The organism is Selenomonadales bacterium 4137-cl (assembly GCA_032334055.1).
In the GTDB taxonomy this organism is placed as follows: domain Bacteria; phylum Bacillota; class Negativicutes; order Sporomusales; family UBA7701; genus Anaeroselena; species Anaeroselena agilis.
The window spans coordinates 2,449,863-2,468,691 of the sequence record JAUOZS010000001.1 but is presented as its reverse complement, the minus strand read 5'-3'; the positions used below and the strand labels follow the sequence as shown (position 1 = coordinate 2,468,691).

The window sequence follows — 18,829 nt, the reverse complement described above, 5'->3', positions numbered from 1 at the left end:
ACCTTTCCCGGGGGCGTTCGCGTTCCGCAGCGCGGTCGGCGTCAGTCCACCGCCGCGGCCATCTGGTGGACGGCAAGCGCGGTGTTGGTCCTGGACAGAAAAACGAGTTTTTTGTTGTGGCGGCGCACGATATCGGCCAGCCGGTAAAAGCAGCCGTGGCTGAACTTGAACCGGGTGTCGGCGAACACGATATCGGCGTTGATGACCAGCGCCTCGTCGAAGCCGGTGGTATCGCCGTATAAATACACGAAATGGGGCAGATGGTTGCTGAGCTTCGCCTGCCATTTCTCGGTGCCGCCGATTACGACCGCCCGAACGCTTTTGAGCTTCCTCAGGTCGTTCGGAGTATCTGGCACCGCGACCGGCGGCTCCGGCGCATCGGCGGCCGCCGGGGTCGCTGCCCCGGCAGGCGCTGCCAGCGCTTTAAGCCGGGCGTCGCGGGCCGCCTCGCCTTTCAGGCGCGCGATCTCCTTTGTCAAAGCGTATGTTTCCCGTCTGTGCTGGCGGGCCAGCTCGCTTGCCTGCCGGTCTTTCAGCGCCAGCAGGCGGTCTTTGGCCGCCAGCGCGTCGTTCGCTATGCGCAGACTCTCCTCGCTGGCGGCGAGTTTTTCCTCCAGGGCCTTCAGCTCGGCGCGAAGATAGTCGGCGTTGCGGGACGAGTAATATCGTCTGGTTTTCTTGTATTCCCGCACCAGGCCAAGCCAAACCAGGCCGAACATCACGAACTCGGCGCACTCCTTCTCAACCTCTTCCCTGGACTGCAAAAATGGCCCGAAACGGAACAGGTCCGCCGTCGTCTTTATGAAATAAAGGCGGCAAAGAAGCTCGATGTCCCGCTCTTTCGGAGCGGCCAGAAAATCGCGGCTGAGCAGCGAAACCCCTTCCTCCGCCGACAGATACGCGCCGCAGTGCGCCAAGCCCTCGATAAACCGATCGTTGCGCCAGAGAAGCCGGGCGTCGGGACGGGCCTGCTGGAAGATCGCGTTCTTGAGATTCCGCGTCACCTTTTTGAACTCGGGCGTGCCCAGTCTTCGGCTTATATCCCGGAAACTTGCCGTGACGGGCGCTTGGTCGCTTAAAAGCTCTATCTCCGCCAGTATATCGCGGTTTCTCACGTTTACCGCTTTCCCTAGGGCGCAGGCGGCGAACAGGGCGAACCTGAGAGCCGCCTGGCGGGGCTGGTCGAGAACGGGGTACACGTTGACGAAGCAGTCGAAATAGTGTCCGGCCGCGCCGGCGAGCAGATTGTCGCCCGCCTGCCGCGCCGCGGGGGAATGGTATTTTGAATCGACGACATCGTCCAGAAACACCTCGGGGCTGTTGGTTATGTAGCGGTGAAGGCCGGCCCACCGCCTGGCCATCACCCCGAACACGCGCGCGAACAAGGGCGAATCCGGCCCCTCCTCGATGGCCGCGAGCACGAGGCCGAGATACTTATGCGCGTATATTTCCCGGTCGATGCCGCCGCGGGTGAACGCCGGGTGGCCGCGATACGGCGATCGCGCCGCCTTGGCGTGACAGCGGGCGCTTTGCGCGGCGTAAAGCGCGTCTATCTCTTTGTAAGCGGCGGCGGTATCGGCGGCGAGTTGCACGAACGGCGGGATGGTATCCGTCGTTAGCGTCCCTATTTCGAGGGTGAAGTCGGCGATATTCATGGTGCAAGCCTCATTTCGGTAGCGATTTTTCCGCTTGCGGAGCGGCTCAGGGATTTGCCCGTTTTGCGGCCGGCGGCGGAACCTCGCGCGCGTAGTCGTGCCGGCCCCGGTACCTTATCAGCGGCTTTTTTTCCGTCTCGATAGCCAGCAGAAGTCCGGTCAACCTTGTCAGATCGCCGGTCAGGGAATCGAGGAACCGGACGTATTCCTCGAACAGATACCCATCCCTCGCCATGCTGATTTCGCGGATGGCGTTCCGGGTGACCATAACCGCTTCCCGCAAAGCCCTTTCCATATATTCGCGGTTGGCCAGCAGGTGATCGGCTCTTTCGTCCTCGGTCCAAATCATCGCAGTTCCTCCTCGCGTCTTATAATCGCCGGCGGCATAACCGGCCGCCGCGGACGGGAAAATAAAATATGCCAAGCCTGTCTAAAATCGGAAAGGCTTGGCAATACATCCGGCCGGGTAAGCGAAAATAGGCGCAAGTAAATGCACCGCCGGAAACATTGCTCCTTTCCAAGGGTAGGGAAGCATAGCCGTTTCCCGCTATACCGATCGGCCGGACACCATGCCTGGTTAAGGTTTAGGTAGGCCGGCTAAGGAGCAAAACTTATTATTTTGGAGGGTCTAGAGGTCGGGAGAGAGGGTGTTTCGTTATAAAATAAACCAACATAAACCAGCTTAATAACATTATAATATTTAAATGCCTACAAATGCAATAGCTAATGTTAGTTCAATTTTGTTCACGTCAGCGGCGATGTCCCGCCGCAGCGGCCGGAGGATTTAACCAAACTTTAACAAACGGTTAACCGTGCCGTAACATACCTGGACAGGTGTCCTGGTACAATGAAATTAAAAAGTAGCGCGAGGTGAAAGATGGATAATCTGTTCGCGGACAAGGAACTTTCCAGGCGCGCGTTTCTTCGCCTGTCGGCCTGCGCCTCCGGTGCGGCTGCCCTGACGCAAGTCCCCGGCCTAACTTTTGGCGCCGCTCCCGGCGATGCGGCCGGACGGATATCCATAGAAGAGTGCCTTAGCCTCGCCCCGGGGGCAATGGCCGAACGGTCGGCTGTAGTACGGGCGGGCTACGAATTTCTCCTCGCGGCGGCCGGCGATATCGCCGACCCGGGCCTGAGAGAAATGGTGAAAGGGATTGTTCTCGATCCTGCCCCCACCTTTATGGCCGCGTATCAGACAGAGGCGGACAAAGAAGGCCTGCGGCGGGAATTAGTTGGCACAGGACTCCTGAAAGCCGCGGTGACGGCCGAGCAGCTCTTGCCGCCGCTCGCCCGCTGCGACGAGCCGTCCCAGCAATTCTCTGCGGCTTCCGGCAGCACTTACGACAGCCATCACGCCTACCCCGGCGGCCTGGTCGTCCATACTGCCCTGAACGTCAAATCCTCGCTGAGTTTATGCCAAGGATATCACGATACCTACGGCGTGCTGCTCGACCGCGATGTCGTGCTGGCGGCCCAGTTGCTGCACGACCTGCACAAGCCGTGGGTCCTGCAATGGCAGGAGGACGGCGCGACGCTGCCAGAGTGTCAGATCGCCGGCACAGGCGCTCACCATATCCTCAGCCTCGCCGAAACGATTTACCGGGGCCTGCCGCCAGAGGTGCTCATCGCCCAGGCCAGCGCCCACGACAACGCCGGCAGCCCGGCCGACGAGGCGCGGCTGGTCGGCTATATAAAGGCGGCGGCAGCCATCGCCGGCCAAGACCCGGTCGCCGCCGGCCTGCTCGCCGCGTGCGGCGGCAAGATCGCCCCGCCGCGCCGGATCGAACCGTTCGTCACCTATCTTGGCGATCATGACTGGACTTTCAGCGTCCCTGCCGCCCGATGGACCATCGGCCTGTTGGAAGTACTGGCCGTGGCCGATTACGGCATGGGGGCCGCTGATCTCAAAAACGGCCGTTTCAACACCTTCCGCAACTACATTTTTTCCCAGGCGACGATGATCGCCCTTTACCAGACCTACGTCGTGGGTGGGCCCGAAGGCCTGCGCGCGGCTGTCCATAGCCTGGTCGAGCCGGCGGAGACGAGCGCGGACTGACAATTCGGCAGTGGCTAAATTGGGAACCCCCTTCCTTGGAGAAGACCAAAAAAGCCGCCCCCGTTAACGGGGACGGCTTTTTCCTGTAGTTAGCCGATACGCTTCAATATCCTGGGTTGAATGAACCACAGAAGCTCGTTTTGGGCGGGCGCTTCCTGATCGACGGTGAAGCCGGCGGCCGAAGCCTCGCCGAAAGGCAGCTTCAGACCTGCCAGTTTTCGGGACCAGTCGCCCAGATAGGGCTGACGGCTGACGAATATGAGGCAGTCGTCGGTGCAGTGTTCGAAGGCCATCGCCAGCAGGGTGGACAGATCGTCGGTGTCGAGGGTTTTCAGAAAACGGCGCTTGACGCCCAACTCCTCGGCGACCAGCTCGGCCGTCTGGGACGCCGCGGGCAGCATGCTCGACCAAACCTGGGTTTTGATTTTCCGGGGGATGATCCGGTCAAGTCCCTGGGCGGCGTCGACCACCGCCTTCTCGCCGTTCTTTGTCAATACTGCCCGGGTTTCGCCCTGCTTGGTTTGTTTTTCTTCCGCTTCGCCGGTGTGAAAGAGAATAATATACATAGAATATTCCTCCTATACAGACCGTTGGCTGTCGGCGGGGAATTTCCTGGCGGCGGATTGTTAATTTATTGTTAATTTTTGTCTGGCGGCTGTTTGCGGCGATCGGTCAGGTATACCGAGCCTTCGATGGCCTTGGCCCGCCTCTTGAGCTGGGCGGCGATTTCGCCGATTTCGAGATAATTCGTAAATTGCCGCTCCAAATTGTCGACAACCGCGATCGACACGGTCGTCAGCGGATAGTTTTCCTCCTGCCCCTTGCGGTTGAGCACGGTTATATAACCCCGGGCGAGGTCGTCGGGCGCATAGAGGCGGCGAAACTCGCGATCGAAGCGGGTGATGACAGACTGGCAGAGAGGTTCCGCTTTTTCCGGCCGGCTGATGATGATGAAATCGTCGCCGCCGATGTGGCCGAGGAAATCTCCGCCCGAATCGTCGCAGGCGACGATCGCCTGGCTGAGGATGTCGCTCGTCAGGAGCAGGGCGCGGTCGCCCTGTTCGAATCCATAGCGGTCGTTAAAAGCCTTGAAATTGTCGAGATCGATGTACAGGACCGCGAAAGGTTTGTCACCGCGGACCAGGCTTTTCAGCCGCTCCTCGATGACGAGATTGCCGGGCAGGCCGGTGAGAGGGTTGGCGTTGGCGGCGCAGCGTATCTGCCGGTCGGTGATATGTCGGAGAAGGTCGATGATCGAGACCGTGCCCCAGTAACGGCCTTCCCTCGTCACGATGATAAGGTCGTACAGCTTGGCCTCCTCGCGGGCCATAGCCTGGCGGGAAACGGTTTCCAGCGACAGGCCGTAGTCGACGACCAGGGGATGAGCATCCATCAGCCTCCTGATCGGCCGTTTATAATACAGCGGCACGCCGTACTGACTGCCAAGGCGGTAATAAAGCTCGTTTTTCATCACCAGGCCGACCGGCTTGCCCTCTTCGACGACAACGATGCCTTGGAGATTGCCATCGGGGAAGAGTGCTCGCGTTTCGGCCACGATCAACTGCCCGTCCACCGCGGGGCTTTGTTTGGCGATATCGCCGATCGTTGCTTCGCCGTAATCCGGCAGGCCGGCCGGAACGGCAGCCGCTGGCACAGCAGGACGGAACTGTCCGTGCTCCTGAGGTTTTCGACAGCCTGGCGAACTATTCACAGGCTCCACTTCACTCTCTTTTTTTCGCGCTTTCAAGTTTATTATAATGCAAACATCCCCCCGGCGCTGTTAAAGTTTTGTTAAGACTTCTTAACGTTTGGACAGCCTTTTAAGCCCTGAACTTTTGCGCCACGCCGTCAAGGTCGCGGGCAAGCGATTTCAGATGCTCCACCGAGAAGAAGATGTTCTGGATCGCCGCCGCCTGTTCCTCGCTGACTGCCGCCAGTTCATGAATGGTGGTGCTGTTCTCGGCCGTCGATCCGGCAATGCCGGCGACCGCGTCGAAAGCCTGGCGGCAGCAGGCAAGCTGCTGTTCGGACGCGGCGGTGATCTCGTCCGCCTCGGCCCGGGTTTTGCCGATAGCGGCGACGATATGGCCGAAGGCGGCGCCCAGTCGCTCGTTGATGTCCACGCTCCGCTCGATGAATTCCATGCTGTGCTGGATTACGGCGGTGGCCTCCGTCGTCTTCGCCTGGACGTCGTTGACGAGGGCCGCGATGTTTTTCACGGCCTCGCCCGATTGTTCGGCCAGCTTCTGCACCTCGCCGGCCACCACGGCAAACCCGCGGCCCGCATCGCCGGCCCGGGCGGCCTCGATCGAGGCGTTCAGCGCCAGAAGCTGGGTTTGTTTGGTTATCGAGGTGATGATGTCGGTGATGCGGTTGATTTCCCTGGTACTGGCCCCCAACGACGAAATGTTGGCGACGGTGCTTTCCGCCGTCGTTTTTATCTGCCGCATATGGGCGATCGCTTCGTCGACAACCGCCTGGCCTTCGCCGGCGACCGACGAGCATTCGCGGGTGGCGGCCGCCATTTCGCGGGAGTGGCCGGAAACGTTTACGCTGATGGTCCGCAGCTCGTCGAGCAGCGTCTCCGTCTTGCCGGTATCGTCGCTTTGCAAGGTTATTCGCTCCGCCACATCCTGGATGGACTGGGAGACCTGCTGGAAGGATTGGTTCGCCTGCCCGGCCGCCTCCGTGACGCTGGCGGCGGTGGAGAAAATGTGTGCCGACGATGTCTTCATCGCGTCGCCCAGCTCCCGCAAGCCGGCTGTCATCGAATTGAACGCCGTGGCCACATTGCCCAACTCGTCGCCCCGCCGGACGTTCACCGTTACGCCCAGGTCGCCGCCGGCGACGAGGCGGGTCCCCTTCTCAAGCTCTTTGAGCGGGGCCAGCGCCCGGCGGGTGACCACCAGGCCGGTTACCACGAAAACCGCGATCAGCACCACAGCCACCCGGGCGCCGTGGCGAACGGCGGCGCCGATCGTTTCCAGGGCTTTGTCCTTAGGGAAAAGAGACACCACGACCCAGTCGGTATTGTCCACCGCCCGATAGGAAGCGAGATATTCCTGGTTCCGCAAGGTCCCAATCAGGTCGCCCGTCTTTTTTTGGGCGGCCTCGACGTAAATTTCCTCAGACAACGGCTCCTGGTTTTCCACCGACGACGGATTGTGCTGGTTGTATAGCGGGATGCGGCGCTTGTCGAGGAGAACGATGGCATATCCCGGGTTTTGCGCCAGGATCGTCTCCACCCTTGTTTGCAGGTTCGCGATCGACAGATTGGCCCCGAGGACCCCGACCACCGCTTTGTCGCGGTAGATGGGGGCGGCCCCGAGGATGGTCAACTGGTTGGTTACCTTGCTGAAAACAGGATCGGAAAAGCTGACCGCCCCGCCAAGGGCGGCGCGAAAGTAATCGCGGTCGCCGACGCTGACCGGCCGGGAGCCATCGGTGCGGCAGATCTGCCTGCCGCTCCGGTCGGCCACGAACAGCGCGTCGTTGCCTCCGTAGTAAGGCTGTACCTGGACGAGAAACCGGGCGGCGGCTTCCGGATCCATCGAGCGGAGCTCGCCCTTGCCGCTGGTAGCAGTCAGGAAATTCTTCCTGGTCTGGACGTACAGGCCGATGTCGCTGGCGACCCGCTCGGCCACCTTGCTGTTGCGGTCGACGGCCGCCGCCGTGAGACTTTGTTCGGTCTGATGGGAAAAATACCACCCCAGGATGAGCAGCGGGATGGTGCAGGTGGCGACGATAAAAACGGCCGCCCGCACGGTCAGGGATGAAAAACCGCGGGCGAGATCGTCCTTTCCGCCCGCGTCGCCGCCCGGGCACCGCAATCGCCCGGCGAGCATCTCCCGCCCGCGGCGGCTTAACTGGGACAGACCTGATATGCGCATATTACGACCTCTCACTCGTTTTTTGGTTCGATGGTACCACGATTTCCCTGCGGTCGGAAGGCGGTTTCCCAAAGCTTAACCAACCCTTAACCATATCTTAATACTCGGCTGGTCGCCGGCGCAGGATAACGCGCGGCGACAATTGAACAAAGTAAAAAAAGCCGCGGGCGATCGCGCCGCGGACGAGCTGAAGGGAGGCCGGAGAATGGCAGGCAAGGTTCTCATCGTCGACGACGAACCGAACATTCGTCAACTGGTCAGATTCAATCTTGAGCGGGAAGGGTTTACCGTCATCGAGGCGGAAGACGGCATATCCTGCCTGGAGATAATCAATAAAGAACGCCCCGATTTGGTCGTGCTTGACATAATGATCCCGGGCAAAGACGGGCTGGAAGTATGCCGGATAATGAAATCTAGGCCGGAATTATCCGGCATTGCCGTCATAATGCTTACCGCCAAGATCGAGGAGGTGGACACCATCCTCGGACTGGAGATGGGCGCCGACGACTACGTCACCAAGCCGTTCAGCCCCCGCGAGCTGATCGCGAGGATCAAGGCGGTGCTGCGCCGCGGCTACAAGGACCCCCAGCAGTCGGACGAATTGACGTTCGGCAACCTGCGGATGAACCTTGTCCGGTATGAAGCCTTCATCCTTAGCGCCAAGCTCGAACTTACCCCGAAGGAATTCGAACTGCTCAAGTGCTTTGTCGCCGACCCGGGCAAGGCCTACACCCGCGAACTGCTGCTGGAAAAGGTATGGGGATACGAATACGCCGGCGATACCCGGACGGTGGACGTCCACATCCGCCACCTGCGCCTGAAGCTGTCCGTCGACCCCGAGCTGGCGGAGGCGATCGAAACGGTGCGCGGCGTGGGCTATCGGCTGCGCAAATAAATGAGGACCGCGGGGTCGGCGCCGCGGTCCTCATTTATTTGCATTTGTCGAAAAAAAGAAAAGCCGCAAAAAATTAACACAGCCTTAAACTGGCCTTAACAACCCGGTAATTATCCGCTGCTACAATAAAAGCGGGGTAAATGAAGGGAGGGCACCGCTATCGTGGAAGCAAAAGCGCTGATAATCACCGCCTCGATCGGTTCGGGCCACACGCGGGCGGCCGAGGCGGTTCGCTCCGCGTTGCTTGGCGGACGCCACGTTTCGCAGGCGACGGTGGCCGATTTCCTCGACGACCGCGATACGGCCAGCCGTGTAATCAAGGACGCCTACCTCAAGATGCTCGGCGTCTTCCCCAATGCCTACGATCACCTCTACCGCTGGTCGCAGTCGCCCGTCCCGGGCGCAAACCTCGGCAGCCTGACAGCCCTTCTTATGAGGAATAAACTGCTCCGCCTGCTTGAGGAACATCGTCCCGGCATCGTCGTCTTCACCCATCCGTTTCCCTGCTGCGCGGCGGCCTCGCTGCGCGGCAGCCGGCAGCTCCAGCTGCCGACGGCGGCCGTGCTTACCGATTTCGCCGTCCACCGCCTGTGGGTTCACCGGGAAATCGACCGGTACTTCGTCGCCAGCCGGGAAATGAAAGCCTCGCTGGCAGCGCTCGGCATAAACGGTGAACGCATTTACGCCACCGGCATCCCCGTGGCCGCCGGCTTCGCGACCCAACCGCCCCGCCGCGGGACCGGGGAGGAGCCGTCCATCCTCGTCATGGGCGGCGGCCTGGGGCTCGGCGCGGTGGAAGAGGCGGTCACCAACCTCGCCGCCGTCGGCGGACCGCTCAGCATCACCGTAGTGGCGGGTGGAAACGACGCCCTCCGGCGGCGGATAACAGCCGTCGCCGAACAGTCCCCGCATAACATCGCGGTGCTCGGCTTCACCGACAGAGTGCACGAACTCATGGCCGGCGCCACCCTGCTGATTACCAAGCCGGGGGCGCTGACCTGCAGCGAGGCGCTCGCCACCGGCACGCCGCTGCTGCTTTACGGTTCCCTGCCCGGCCAGGAGGAGGAGAACGCCGCCTATCTCGTCCGCCAGGGGGTGGCCGTGAAAGCCGACGACGCAGCCAGTCTTAGCCTGAGCGTTACGCGGATGCTCGCCAAGCCGGAGCTGCTGGCGGGGATGAGGTCGCGGGCGCTGGTGCTGGGCCGTCCGAACGCCGCGGCGGAAATCGCCGCCACGATCGGCGGGTGTCTTATCGCGCGGCGCGCCAACCCCGCGGGTTAATGACAAGCATTCGGACACGACAAGGAGGAAACATGAAAACAACCGGGAAAGCCACCGCGTCGGAAGTATGCCTGCGCCTGCTGCTGGCCGCCGTATCCCCTTTGCAGGGTATGCTCGACCGCCCCGGAATCACCCACGGATTCTGCAACCGCCAGGCGCTGCAGATTCTGCGCGGCGACGGGTTTACCCGCTACGCGGAGTTTCTCCAGCTATTCGGGCAGGAACTCGACTGCGGCGTATACTGGGCGGATCAGGGCTGGAAGAACATCCATCACTACTTCGAGCCCACCTCGGGCAAGGGTCTGTGGCATTTCGCCAACGCGCGGCAGCAATTTGCCGCCTATTACCGGACGGCCTTGCTCTCCCTGCGGCGGGCGGACCCGCGCAGGGCCGCCTTCCTGCTCGGCGCGGCCGCCCATCTGGTGCAGGACCTGTGCGTGCCCCATCACGCCCGCGCCAAAATGCTCGACGGCCACAAGCAATACGAAACCTGGGTCGAGAAACGCTTCGACCGTTACGCGGTAAATACCCGCGGCGTCTACGGCGAAGACCACCCGGCCTGCTCGCTGCTGGTCGCCAACGCCGTGATCGCCGCCGACTTCTTCGATTCCGTGAAACGGGAAGAAGACGAGACCGCCTATCACAAGACCACGGAAATCCTGTTGCCGCTCGCCCAGCGAACCACCGCCGGACTGATGTGGCACTTCGCAAACGAGGCTGTCAAGGCAGGCATCGACATGACGACCGCCGTAGCCGCACGCAAGGCGGTCGCCTGACATCGCAACACACTACTCAGTCATCTTCGGAGGTATATCTTGACTATCCTTGCCATGGCCAAAGGCAGGCTGCCCGGGTTTTTCGGGCGGACCGGCCGGCGTGAAACCGACACCGAGGCCGTAAAAGAATTAAAAAAAATAATCGGTCAGCAGGCGGTAACGACGGTCTTTCAGCCGATCGTCTCCCTCACCGACGGCAGCGTTATCGGTTACGAGGCCCTGAGCCGCGGACCGCGAGGCTCGATGCTCGAACGCCCCGACGCCCTTTTTTCCGCCGCCGCCGAAGGCGACCTCATCTGGGAACTGGAGTACCTGTGTCGGACCAAAGCCCTGGAAAAAGCGAAAGACATCGTCGCCTCGAAAATGCTGTTCATCAACGTCGACCCGAAAATCATCGACGATCACCGCTTTCAAAAGGGGCTCACCAGGGAGCTGCTGCAAAACTACTGCGCCGAGACCGGCAACATAATCTTCGAAATCACCGAGAAGACGGCGATCAGCGACTACAGAAGCTTCTGCCGCATCCTCGAAAACTATAAGAGCCAGGGCTACAGAATAGCCATCGACGATACCGGGGCCGGCTACTCCGGCCTAAAAACGCTCGCCCAGACCCGCCCGCACTTCATTAAGGTCGACATGGACCTGGTGCGCGACATCGACAAGGACGGCCTCAAACAGGCGATGATGAAGGCGCTTCGTGACATCTCGGCAATGACCGGCAGCCAGATAATCGCCGAAGGCATCGAAACCCGGGACGAACTCGCCGCTCTCATCGCGATCGGCATCCCTTACGGCCAGGGCTTCTTCCTTCAAAAACCGGCGTTCGCGTTCGTCGACATCGCGCCCGGCATCCGGGAAACAATCGCCGGCATTTACCGGGGCAATACCGGCGATCGCCGACGTAACCCCCGCGCCGTCCCCGTAGGCGAAATCGTGCCGCAGGGGCCCGCTATCGCCCCCGGGATGCAGGTGGGCCGGGTGCTCGACTATTTCGCCGGCAGCCCGCAGATCCAGGGCTTGCCGGTGGTTGACGGAGGGGTGCCCGTAGGCCTGGTGATGAAAAACGACCTCTTCGCCAGGCTGGCTGGCAACTACGGGAAAGCCCTGTATATGAACAGACCGGTCCGCCTGCTCATGAACCGGCAGCCGTTGGTCGTCGGCCACGCCACGCCGCTGGGCGTCGTCGCCGAACGCGCCCTGGCCCGGGCGGAAAACAACGTTTACGATCACATTCTCGTCGAGCGGGAAGGAAAATATTATGGAGCAGTTCCCGTGAAACTGCTCCTGGAAAAAATGGTCATGATGGAAAACGGTCAAGGGTGAGAGGCGGTTACGTCGGTGAGGAGCCGTAGGCAGCCATCGTGCAGCCGGCGGGCGTTTTCAAGCAGCCCGGCGGTTTCCGGGCTTCGCGGGCGGCTGACGACAGCGGCGGTTTCGCCTTCTTCGGCCACCTTTCCCTGCGCCAGCACGACCAGGCGGCTGCAGGCATAGGCGGCGAGCGCCAGATCGTGGGTTATGAACAGAATGGACAGGCGTGTTTGGCGGTTAAGCGCCAACAACAGATCGGTTATTTCCTTCTGCACCGGGACATCAAGCATCGACGTCGGCTCGTCGGCGACGAGCAGGCGCGGTCTGCCCGCGAGGGCCCTGGCGATGGCGACCCGCTGGCGCTGCCCGCCGCTCAGCTGCTGGGGATAGCGGCCGAGAAACCCGTCATCGTCAGGCAGCACCACCTGCCGCAGCGCCTGCCGCACCGCCTCGCCGCGGTCGGCGGCCTTTTTGTTTTGGATGACCAGCGGCTCGGCGACGAGCTCGCGGACGGTCATGCCCCGGTACAGCGAGGCGTACGGGTTCTGAAAAATCATCTGGGCCCGCAGTCCTCCGTCATCACGGTCGCCCGGCCAATCGACGGCGCCGCCGTCCGGCGCCGTCAGCCCGGCGATTATCCTCGCCAGCGTCGATTTGCCGCTGCCGCTCTCGCCGATAAGGCCGATTATCTCCCCTGCGCCGACCGCGAACGAAACCCGGTTCAGCACAATGTGGGGCGGCTGATGGTGGCGCGGGAAACTCTTCGTAACTTCGGTTATCCTGATAATGGGCTCAGTCAAGCTCACACTTCCTTCCCCGCGGCCGGCAGACTGGCCAGAAAACTGCAGGTATCGGCGACCATCCGCCGCGCGTAAGGATGGACAGGCGAGCGCAGAATATCTGCCGTCAGGCCGGCCTCGACCGTCTCCCCCGCAAGCAATACATAAGTTTTCCGGCACAACCTGGCGATGACCGCCAGGTCGTGGGAAATCACCACCATGGCAGTGCCGCGCGCCTGACGCAGGTTTTCGAGGGCCTGCAGTACGTCGTTCTGATAACGGACATCGAGAGAATTGGTGCATTCGTCGGCGATGATGCAGGCGGGATTGACGGCGCAGGCGGCGGCGATCGCCGCCCGTTGCCGCATGCCGCCGCTCAGCTGGTGCGGATAGGAAGCAAGCACTGTTTCTTCAAGACCCATCTCCCGCAGCGCAGCGGCCGCCTGCCGTACGGCGTCGCTGCGGGAGATGCCGAGGTGGTGCTCGATATGCTCGGCGAGCTGATGGCCGACAGTCAGCACCGGGTTCCAAATATTCTGCGACGCCTGGGGTATGAGGGCCAGCCGGCCTCCCCGGTACTTTCGCCACTCGCCGGCCGTCAGTTTGGTCAACTCCGTTCCGCCGAAAACGATCGAGCCGGACTCGATCACCGCCCGGTCGCCCAAAAGGCCGAGCAGCGCCAGCGCCAGAGTCGTCTTGCCGGCTCCCGACTCGCCGATGACGCCGACCGTATCGCCTGCCGCCACCCGGCAGGAAAAATTCCGCAGGGCGGGGAAAGCGCCGCCGCGGCTCAGGTAGCTGACGGTGAGGTTTTCCACGGCCAGCAGGCTCATCGTTTCACCTCGCTCAGGGTGGGGTTGAACTTTTCCTCCAGGGCGTAGCCGGTCGTCGTCAGGGCCATGATCAGCGCCGTTATGCAGAGGCCCGGCGGCAGCAGCCACCATTGCCAGGCCGGCGTAAAATAAATCGCCTGATAATCCAGAGCCTGTTTGAGCATAATGCCCCAGCTCTTGGCCGTCGGATCGCCGAGCCCGAGAAAGGCGAGCCCCGACTCGGCGAGAATGGCCCAGCTCGTGCGGATGACAACCTGGGCCAGCAGCAGCGGAACAAGCTCCGGCAGAATATAGCGGCGCAGCAGATAGAATTTCGTAGCCCCCGCCAGCCTGGCGGCGTCGAGGAACTCGCGCTGCCTGAGCGACAGCACCTGGGAGCGGACAAGTCTGGCCTCGACCGGCAGCGAAAAAAATATCAGGACGGCGATGGTCGTGGAAAGCTGCGGCCGGAAATGGGCGGCCAGCAGCACCATCAACGGCAGATGGGGAATGGTCAGGAAAATATCGACGAACCGCATGACGAACCGGTCGGTCAGGCCGCCGTAAACACCCGCGGCCATGCCCAGGCCGGCGCCCAGCATTATGCCGCCCAGCGCGGCGCACAGCCCCACCAGAAGCGACACCCTGCCGCCGTAGATAAGCTGGCTCAGAATATCCTGGCCGGTGCCGTCGGTCCCGAGCAGGTGGCGCAAACTGGGAGGCTCGAGAGGCGCCCCGCTGTAAGCGAGCGGCGAAAAGGGCGCCAGCAGGGGCGCGAAGACGGCGACCAGCGCGAATAAGGCGAGCAGCGCGCCGCCGAGAATTGCCGTCCGTGACACTAGCTCACCTCCACGCGCGGATCGAGATACGCATATAGAATATCGACGGTCAGGTTGAGCAGCAGCACTGTGAGGCTAATCACCAGGAAGCCGCCCTGCAGGACCTGGAAATCCCGGCCTGCCAGCGCCTCGTACATGAACATCCCTATTCCCGGGTAGCCGAAGATCTTTTCGACATAAATCACGATACCGCTCGCCAGACCCAACCGCAGGCCAGTGTGGGTTATCACCGGCAGCAGGGCGTTCGGCAGGGCGTGGCCGAACATCAGCCGGCTCTCGCTCAGGCCGCGGGCGCGGCCGAAAGTAATGTAGTCCTCCCGCAGCGTATCGAGCATCGCACTGCGGGTCAGCATGAAATTGCCGGAAAGCTCGGCGAGGGTCAAAGTCGCGGCCGGCAGCGCCAGATGCCAGATAATATCTTTCAGGCGGGCCAGGCCGGAGGCGCCGGCGGTATCGACGCTGAAAGCGCCGGAGACGGGAAACCACTGTCCCTTGACGCTGAAAATCAGGAGCAGCAGACTGCCGAGAAAAAACGGCGGGACTGTCCGCATGCCGAGCAGCAGCCCCCGCAGGCCATGGTCCCATGCCGTCCCGCGCCGCCAGGCGGCAAAAACCCCGCAGGCGATGCCGACAACCGAAGCCAGCAGAATGCTTGTCAGCAGCAGCAGCAAGCTCCACGGCAGGCGCTCGGCCAGCAGCTGGCCGACCGGAGCCTTAAAATAATAAGCATAACCGAGATTGCCGGTAAGCAGGTTCTGCAGATAATGGACAAACTGCGCCCCAAGAGGCTTGTCCAGTCCGTAATACTCGCGGAGGGCCGCCTCGCTGGCGGCGTCGAGGCTGACGGCGAAATCGGCGCCGGCGCCGAGGCCGCTAAGCTGGGCGAACGGGTCGCCCGGCAGCAGCCTCGGCAGCAGGAAGTTGATGATCACGACGAAGCCGATCGTGACCAGGTAATCCAGAAGCTTGTGCTGCAGAAAATGCAGCTTCTTTTTTGCCAACCGGCGTTCGGTCTCCTTGTCGAAAGCGCAACTCATGATGGCGGTACCTCTAGCGCGATTCTATAAACACTAGCTTGTTGAGCTCGGTCGGGATGCCCAAGGCAATGCCGCCCGGCGTGTAGAACCAGCCGTCCAGCTTGCCGGGGCGGTAGGCGAAGTACATCTTGCGGTAATATAGGGGAATAGTGGGCAGATCGTCGGCCAGCATTTCCTGCATGGCGAACACCGCCGCGCGGCGCGCGCCCCGGTCGGTCAGCTTAGTCTGCAGGCGGGCCAGGCGAAGGTATTCGGGGTTGGCGTACAGAGTCGTGTTGGTGCCCGCCGTCGTCAGCGGCCTGGTGAGCTGCATCAGGAAAACCGGGTCGCCGCCCAGGCCGCCGTGGCCGTTTACCGCCAGTTGGTATTGGCCGCTGTCGATAAGCTGGTCATGGGTCGCTTTCTCCAGCGCCGTGACCCTCACCTCGATACCGGCCGCCGCCAGCATGCTCTTGACGATTTCACCTTCGTGGCCCTGAGGCAGCGTCAGCAGGTCAAAGCTCAGGCGTTCGCCGCCGGGAGTCGAACGTATCCCGTCCGGGCCTATCACGCTGTAACCGAGCCCCGCCAGCAGGTCGCCGGCTCGTCGGGGGTCGAAGGGATAAGCGGCGACGCGGGGATTATACCACTCGCCGAGTTCGGGGGGGACGTAGCCGGGGTTGCCGGGGATGGCGCCGTTATGGGTGGCCCGGGCTACGAGCTCCGGCAGATTGAGGGCATGGGCGACGGCCCGGCGGAACTCGGGCCGGTCGAAAGGAGCCTGCGATAGGTTGAACATGAGGCGGCACACCCAGAAGCCGCTGCCCTCGATTATTTTGACATCCTTGGCGTTCTTCAGCACGGCGACCTGGTCAACGTCGGGATTGAAGGCGTCGACCTCGCCGTTTTTGAACGCCAGCAGCGGCTGTCCCGGCCGGGAAAATATCAGGCGGTCGATCTTGACCCTGCCCCGGAAGTATCCTGGGTTGGCCTCGTATATGTAGAGGGAGGTTGCCTTGTCGTACTTCGCCAGCTTGAAGGGGCCGCTGCCGACGGCGGCGGCGTCGGCGGTGAACTTCATCGGGTCGGCCACGTCCCGCCAGATGTGTTGGGGCAATACGGGCACAGTGCCGGCGATATTGGTCAGGAAGGGCGCGTACGCGCTCTTGAGCGTAAACTTGACCTGCCGGGGGCTAACGGCCTCGACAGACTTTATCACGCCGGTTTCGCGGCTGAACCAGGCGTGGGGATGGCTGCGGATGTAGTCGAACGTGAACTTGACGTCTGCGGCGGTGAGCGGCCGGCCGTCCTGCCACTTCACGCCCGCGCGGAGGAAAAACGACCATTCGCGGCCGTCCGGGGAGACTTCGTAGCGCTCGCACAGCCAGGGAATAACGCCCTGCGCATCCTTCCACACCAAGGTGTCGAACAACAGCGACATCCTCAGGTACCCAGGGCCGCGCGGATAAAAGGTATAGGGCGACGGAAAGCCGTAGTCCTCGGAAGCGATCTTCAGCGTGGCGGCCTGCCTGCCGCCGCCCAGTCCGGGTGAGCTCGACAAGTGGTAGAGTAAAAGCCCGATGGCCGCGACGAAAAATACCGCCAGGCCCAGCAGCAGCCTACGGTGCCTCAAGGCTTACCACCCCCGCGTATATTCTTCATGGCAGGACAGGCAGGCGATCTTGCCGTCCTGCAGGCGGGCGCGGGGCTCCATAACCGCCTCGCCGCAGAAACCGCACACCACCGAGCCAAATATCCTCGCCGGCTGCGGCAACGGCATATCGACCCACTCCACCTTAAACAGCTCATCGGTATTCGCCGCCAGCAGACGGCCGATTCTCGCCTGCTGCAACTGCTGGAACTCCTTGCGCTGCTCCGCCGAAGCCGTGCCGCCGAAAACAGCGGCGCGCAGGGCGTCCGCGCCGGGCGGCTGGGGAAAAGCGTCCGGCTTCAACGCCACGCGGACGGCCTTGCCCTGCTTGCGGCTGGCGACGGTGTACACCTGCTTGCCGTAGTCCTTGTAAATGAGATTGCCCTTGCCCATCGTGCAGCCCAGCAGCGACTGCACGGCATCGACGCCGCAGGCGTCGGTTTCGACGATGGCTACCAGCTCCTCATCGCCCGCCCTGGCCGCCGCCAATTTCTCGAGCGCGGCCTTCGCCGCCCGGTAGCCGATCGCCAGTCCGGGGCAGAAATGCCCGTGAAATTCGATCGCTTCCTGCAAATCCTGTGGGTAGTCCTTGTTCATCACGATACCTCCCGGTTCATTTTTTCACGCCTGTCATTGTGGCGAACAGGCCGTGGATATTGATGGTTTTTACGTCTTTAAAACCTTGCTGCTCCAAAAAGCCGTGCCAGGTCGCCCCGTCATGAAGCTCCCTGTTGCCGCGCACCAGCCAGACGAGCTTTCCGAGGGCGGTCGTCAGCGTGGGCCGGCAATCGGCCACGCGGCACTTGACGATGATCCGGCCGCCCGGATTGAGGGCCTGCCAGACCTTTGCCAGCACCGTAGCCCGCTTCGTGCTATGGAGAATGTTGGCGCACAGCACGGCGTCGTAGTCGGCGCCGATCGCTTCCTTCAGGAAGTCGCCCGCCACCAGGCCGATCCTGTCGGCCAGCCCGAACTTGCGGACATACTCGCCGGCCAGGCCCACGACCTGCGGAAGGTCGAACAGCGTGACCGCAAGAGCGGGGTATTTCTGCGCCAAGGCAATACTGTAGAACCCGTGTCCGCCGCCCAGATCGAGCAGCCGGGCGGCGCCGGCGAGGTCGACCGCGGCGACGGTGGCCTGGATGGAGCCGTTGAGGCCGGACACGCCGATCTGGCGCAGCTGCTCCGGGTTCCAGCCCGGTTCCGGGCTTTCCCGGCAGCCGCCCTGCAGGCAGTCGGCCAGCAGCCCGCCGAAAGACTCCGGCGCGAAGCCGGCCGGAAACAGATGGCCGAGATAGAGCAGGGCGGTGGGCCGCAGGTAGGCTTCGGCCGCCGGGGCTGTTTTATAGCTTCCGTCCTGCTCGTCAAGCAAGCCCGCGTGCGCGAGCACATCCAGCAACCTGGCGACGGCCGCTCCGTCCAGGCCGCTGTTCGCCGCAAGCTCCGCCGCCGATTGCTTCTCGCTCAGCGCCGCGAACAGGCCGAACCGGCAGGCGACCGCCACCGCCTGATAAAGCTGGTTGCCCTCGGCGATATCCAGGACGGGGCCGGGGTCGATCGGCAGCGGTTCGTACAATGGTCTGCAATCCATGCGCATACCCCCAAAAATAAAAAATGAAACGCCAGGGGAATTCATTCCCTTGGGTTTCATACCCGTGCTTCGTGTGCTGTATACAGTTGTCCGGAAATTTCTATAAACTATGATATTACACATTGGTACAGATTGTCAACAGACTCGCGCAGCGGGCGCGCCTGGAAAAAGCGGCGAAAAGCCCCGGGGAATAATGAATATTGCGAATATGGCCGGAGGTATTGACCGGCAGGAAAAGTCTGTGGTATAGTAACGACAACATAAAGAAAGCAAAGGCGCT

17 protein-coding genes and 1 riboswitch are annotated in these 18,829 nt (G+C 62.1%); of the genes, 5 read left to right on the top strand and 12 right to left on the bottom strand.

Translation table 11 applies throughout. The features are described from left to right. Positions 1-41 precede the first annotated feature (41 nt). Together Q4T40_12970 and Q4T40_12965 are read right to left on the bottom strand one after the other, a co-directional pair. Positions 42-1,655: a hypothetical protein gene (locus tag Q4T40_12970; protein MDT8902161.1), complete on the bottom strand. Its 1,614-nt coding sequence runs from the start codon at positions 1,653-1,655 to the stop codon at positions 42-44. Between the two features lie 46 nt (positions 1,656-1,701). Then, positions 1,702-2,004 (bottom strand): hypothetical protein, encoded by a 303-nt coding sequence (locus tag Q4T40_12965; GenBank protein MDT8902160.1) that lies wholly within the window; start codon positions 2,002-2,004, stop codon positions 1,702-1,704. Between the two features lie 145 nt (positions 2,005-2,149). Further along, a riboswitch (molybdenum cofactor riboswitch) is annotated at positions 2,150-2,272 on the bottom strand. Positions 2,273-2,532: 260 nt separating this feature from the next. Between Q4T40_12965 and Q4T40_12960 the strand changes: the two genes are divergently transcribed. Continuing rightward, positions 2,533-3,711 (top strand): TAT (twin-arginine translocation) pathway signal sequence, encoded by a 1,179-nt coding sequence (locus Q4T40_12960; protein ID MDT8902159.1) that lies wholly within the window; start codon positions 2,533-2,535, stop codon positions 3,709-3,711. Between the two features lie 89 nt (positions 3,712-3,800). On the opposite strand, the gene Q4T40_12955 is transcribed toward Q4T40_12960, so the two are convergent. From Q4T40_12955 to Q4T40_12945, 3 genes are all read right to left on the bottom strand, one after another. Beyond that, positions 3,801-4,277, bottom strand: coding sequence for a histidine phosphatase family protein (locus Q4T40_12955; GenBank protein MDT8902158.1), 477 nt, complete (start codon positions 4,275-4,277; stop codon positions 3,801-3,803). Positions 4,278-4,348: 71 nt separating this feature from the next. Continuing rightward, positions 4,349-5,422 carry a GGDEF domain-containing protein gene (locus Q4T40_12950; GenBank protein ID MDT8902157.1) on the bottom strand — a complete coding sequence of 358 codons (1,074 nt, stop codon included), beginning with the start codon at positions 5,420-5,422 and terminating at the stop codon, positions 4,349-4,351. Between the two features lie 109 nt (positions 5,423-5,531). After that, positions 5,532-7,601, bottom strand: coding sequence for a methyl-accepting chemotaxis protein (locus tag Q4T40_12945; GenBank protein MDT8902156.1), 2,070 nt, complete (start codon positions 7,599-7,601; stop codon positions 5,532-5,534). Positions 7,602-7,806: 205 nt separating this feature from the next. Between Q4T40_12945 and Q4T40_12940 the strand changes: the two genes are divergently transcribed. The 4 genes from Q4T40_12940 (at position 7,807) to Q4T40_12925 (ending at position 11,876) form a co-directional block, all read left to right on the top strand. Next, complete coding sequence (locus tag Q4T40_12940) at positions 7,807-8,496, top strand: response regulator transcription factor (protein ID MDT8902155.1); 690 nt, start codon at positions 7,807-7,809, stop codon at positions 8,494-8,496. A 162-nt stretch (positions 8,497-8,658) separates the two neighbouring features. Next, positions 8,659-9,777 (top strand): glycosyltransferase, encoded by a 1,119-nt coding sequence (locus Q4T40_12935; protein MDT8902154.1) that lies wholly within the window; start codon positions 8,659-8,661, stop codon positions 9,775-9,777. A 32-nt stretch (positions 9,778-9,809) separates the two neighbouring features. Then, on the top strand, positions 9,810-10,553 hold the full coding sequence (locus Q4T40_12930) for a zinc dependent phospholipase C family protein (protein ID MDT8902153.1): 744 nt from the start codon (positions 9,810-9,812) through the stop codon (positions 10,551-10,553). Positions 10,554-10,592: 39 nt separating this feature from the next. Then, complete coding sequence (locus Q4T40_12925) at positions 10,593-11,876, top strand: EAL domain-containing protein (protein ID MDT8902152.1); 1,284 nt, start codon at positions 10,593-10,595, stop codon at positions 11,874-11,876. Here Q4T40_12925 and Q4T40_12920 read toward each other — a convergent pair. From Q4T40_12920 to Q4T40_12890, 7 genes are read right to left on the bottom strand one after another with little or no spacing between them, the layout of a single operon-like run. Then, positions 11,867-12,661 (bottom strand): dipeptide/oligopeptide/nickel ABC transporter ATP-binding protein, encoded by a 795-nt coding sequence (locus tag Q4T40_12920; GenBank protein ID MDT8902151.1) that lies wholly within the window; start codon positions 12,659-12,661, stop codon positions 11,867-11,869. The genes Q4T40_12925 and Q4T40_12920 overlap by 10 nt on opposite strands. Positions 12,662-12,663: 2 nt before the next feature. Then, complete coding sequence (locus Q4T40_12915; GenBank protein MDT8902150.1) at positions 12,664-13,473, bottom strand: ABC transporter ATP-binding protein; 810 nt, start codon at positions 13,471-13,473, stop codon at positions 12,664-12,666. Continuing rightward, positions 13,470-14,291 carry an ABC transporter permease gene (locus tag Q4T40_12910; GenBank protein ID MDT8902149.1) on the bottom strand — a complete coding sequence of 274 codons (822 nt, stop codon included), beginning with the start codon at positions 14,289-14,291 and terminating at the stop codon, positions 13,470-13,472. Before Q4T40_12910 ends, Q4T40_12915 begins: the two co-directional genes overlap by 4 nt. Beyond that, positions 14,291-15,328: an ABC transporter permease gene (locus tag Q4T40_12905; protein MDT8902148.1), complete on the bottom strand. Its 1,038-nt coding sequence runs from the start codon at positions 15,326-15,328 to the stop codon at positions 14,291-14,293. The genes Q4T40_12910 and Q4T40_12905 overlap by 1 nt, the downstream gene beginning before the upstream one ends. A gap of 13 nt (positions 15,329-15,341) precedes the next feature. Next, positions 15,342-16,940, bottom strand: coding sequence for an ABC transporter substrate-binding protein (locus Q4T40_12900; GenBank protein MDT8902147.1), 1,599 nt, complete (start codon positions 16,938-16,940; stop codon positions 15,342-15,344). Between the two features lie 3 nt (positions 16,941-16,943). Further along, positions 16,944-17,555 carry an FmdE family protein gene (locus tag Q4T40_12895; protein ID MDT8902146.1) on the bottom strand — a complete coding sequence of 204 codons (612 nt, stop codon included), beginning with the start codon at positions 17,553-17,555 and terminating at the stop codon, positions 16,944-16,946. 16 nt (positions 17,556-17,571) lie between these two features. After that, positions 17,572-18,549 (bottom strand): methyltransferase, encoded by a 978-nt coding sequence (locus Q4T40_12890; GenBank protein ID MDT8902145.1) that lies wholly within the window; start codon positions 18,547-18,549, stop codon positions 17,572-17,574. Positions 18,550-18,829 lie beyond the last annotated feature (280 nt).